The organism is Chitinophaga sp., assembly GCF_036569125.1.
Lineage (GTDB): Bacteria > Bacteroidota > Bacteroidia > Chitinophagales > Chitinophagaceae > Chitinophaga.
The window spans coordinates 1-3,079 of record NZ_DATCRF010000483.1 but is presented as its reverse complement, the minus strand read 5'-3'; the positions used below and the strand labels follow the sequence as shown (position 1 = coordinate 3,079).

General features: G+C 47.0%; 3 protein-coding genes. All 3 read left to right on the top strand.

Going from position 1 to position 3,079, the window contains the following annotated elements; translation table 11 throughout:
- Window positions 1-871, top strand: an 871-nt coding sequence (locus tag VIM87_RS18085) for a glycosyltransferase (RefSeq protein WP_331998355.1), incomplete at its 5' end; no start/stop codon positions are given.
- Between the two features lie 9 nt (window positions 872-880).
- Window positions 881-2,158, top strand: coding sequence for a hypothetical protein (locus VIM87_RS18080; protein WP_331998354.1), 1,278 nt, complete (start codon window positions 881-883; stop codon window positions 2,156-2,158).
- A 60-nt stretch (window positions 2,159-2,218) separates the two neighbouring features.
- Window positions 2,219-3,079: glycosyltransferase (locus tag VIM87_RS18075; RefSeq protein ID WP_331998353.1), on the top strand; the 861-nt coding region annotated here is incomplete at its 3' end.

The following is a 3,079-nucleotide window of genomic DNA, read 5'->3' as shown; positions in this document are numbered from 1 at the left end:
TGGTTACATAGGCCATTACATACAATATTTTAATTCCCGCGGTATAGAGGTGGTGCTGGGCACGCATAATGCGCAACCCATGATCACCGCGCAGGTGCCGGCCAACAACCTGTTTGCCAAACTGCGCCGTTTCCAGCTGTTAACGCTGGAAAAGCTGCATGAGCGCCTGTACTTTAAAAAGGCCGCGGCCCTGCTGGTAGTAAGTGAGGGTGACCGTAAGTACCATGAAAAATTTATTCCGAAGGAGCGCATTTTCTTTGTTCCCAATTTCCTGGATGAAAAGGAATATGCACTCACCGGGCAAAAGCAACCTAAAGTATTGGTAATGACGGCCAACTTTGGCCAGTATATGAACTTTCAGGGGCTGAAATGGTTTATTGAACAAGTTTGGGACGACGAGCTGGCCAACAGGTATGATATTTGGTTAGTAGGCAGGCGCTCCAAAGAAGCGCTGAAACAGATCACCGGGGCAGAGAGCTTTAAGAATATAACAGCATTGGGTAAGGTGGATGATGTGAAGTGGTATATATCCGTAGCAAACGGTGTAATTATCCCCTTGCTGCATGGCAGCGGCACCCGGTTAAAATGCCTGGAGGCCATGGCGCTGAGAACGCCTATTATCGCTACTTCCAAGGGGGTAGAGGGCGTGGCCAGCAAACATTTTATTATTGCCGATACGCCGGAAGCATTTAAAAAAGTGATCCTCAGTTTCAACGGGGATGCAGCAATAGGAGAAGCATTAAGAGCGGATTTTATGCGTGAATACAGTGCGGAGGTTAACACCCAGCGCCTGCACCAGGTGCTGAACTACACACTGTATGGCCAGGGGGGAACAAAAGTGAAGGTGAAGAGTGAAATGGTGAACAGTTAAAAGAACGCGATGTTTAAAAAGATCAAAATTGCGGCATATGCGCTGGGCAGCGCCCTGAATGTTCCCCTGGTAGGCCAGCTGAAAGGGAACGAGATCGTTGCGTTGTTATCCCTGCCCTTTACCTTTAAGGCCCGCGATTTTAAAGATTATCCCTATTTGCGGAAGATCGTTTTTGCATTGCTGGCCCTGCTGCTGTTCCAGTTTATTACCGATGTGTTTGTGGTACATAACTCCATGCAGAACTTTTTGCGTGGCTGGGCCGGCACCATCATGTCTATCATATCTTTTATAGTGCTGTTCAGGATGATGGATACCGAATCGGCGGTCATGACCTATATCTTCTTTGCCATGATCAAGAATATCCTCTTCACGGATGATATTGTGGATTCGGACATGTCGTTCTTTAAGTTTAAGATCGTTCCCATTATAGCATCTGCATTACAATTAATGGCCGTGTACCTGTACAAGCGGGGAAAAATAATGCTGATGATGGGCATTATGGCCTGTGCCTGTTTGCTTTGTTTTGCCAATGATGCACGTTCCACCGGCATGCTGTTCTTTGTAGGCGCGGGTATTATTTATGTAATGTCGCGCGGTATACGCATTACCCGGCAAAAAATATTTGCCATACTATTCATAGGCGCTACGGTATTTGAAATGGCCTATGTGTTTTACGTGAATGCGGTGCTTAGTAACGAAATAGGGGGCGGGCACTCCAGCAGCCAGATAAAGCGACTGGATAACCCGTATAATCCTTTTGAGCTGCTGGTAACAGGCCGTGGGGAAACCTTTGCGGCCATTACTGCCATCGGCGATAAACCTTTGTTTGGCCATGGCTCCTGGGCGCTGGATAAAGACCTGAAGTATTACAAGATCGTATTATCATACCAGGATGAGGGCACCGGTGAGTTTGACCTGAAGAAGGCCGATTCCGTGGACCGTTACATACCCAGCCACTCTGTGCTTATGGGCGGCTGGATCAGCTGCGGCATTGGTGGTTTTATAGCTGTATTCCTCATTTTCTGGTGGCTCATGAAAATGTCCTTTACACTGGTATTACGCGCGCAGGATTCCAACCTGTACCCGCTATATGTAATGCTTACCATCGGGCTGCTATGGACCTTCCTGTTCTCGCCCTTCCAGCACTTGCGGTTTACCATACCGGTTACCGGCTGTATACTCATGAACGGGTATTATGACTGGCTGTATGGCCCTAATGTGGAGGATGATGAGGAGGATGAGGAGCCGGTAGATGAAGAAGAGAAGGAGCCCCTGCTGCTGAACTAAGACGAATGGATGGCGAAAACGACGAGTGAATAATTGATTAAACTGTATAAATTTTTAGAGATGAAAATATGTTTCATTACACTGGGCGATATTAAATCAATAGCTACCATGAAAAGGGCGCTGGGAATGGCTAACCCGTTACAGTCGCTGGGATGGGAAGTTTCTATTATTGCCCTGGACAGTGAGGAGAACCGGAACCGTATTGCCATTGAATGTAATGAAAACGTGGAGGTGCATTTTTACAAAGAGTGTTCCGCCAAAGAAGAAGTGCAGCTGAAAACGGACCTGGTGAACAGGATCAAACCTGATTTTGTTTACTTCTGCTCCTTCAGCTTCCGCAACCGTATTATTAAAAGCAAGCTGCAATCAAAAACCAGGATCCTGATAGAGCATTCAGAGCTGGCCTCTGCCATACCGGATAACAAAGGGCTGCGCAAAATAGCCCTGCGTGCGCTGGAATATTATTCCGTATCCTATGCGGATGGATTGTTGTGCGCCAGCCGCTACCTGGAACGGGAATATCATAAAATGGCTAAGCAGCTCATGAAAAAGAAGCTGCCTATCCTGTACTCTCCCTACGCATTTAATACAGACGTGATAGATTCTCCAAAAATATTGCTGGATCATCTGAACGAGCGTTATAAGAATAACACCGTGCTGTTATACATGGGCACCATGACCCGTAACTACGGGCTGTTCACCATGCTGCAGGCAGTGGAGCAGATAGTGAAGGAACGCCCGGATGTAAAGCTGCTGTTACTGGGCAGGGGCCGCCACCTGGAAGAAGCAAAGACCTATGTACAACAGCATCAGCTGGAAAAATATATTGAGTTCAAAGGCTATACCGAAGAAAATGAGCTAAGCTCTTATTTTGAAAGAGCAGATGCTTTTATCTCTCCTCTAAATGATACAGTACAGGAC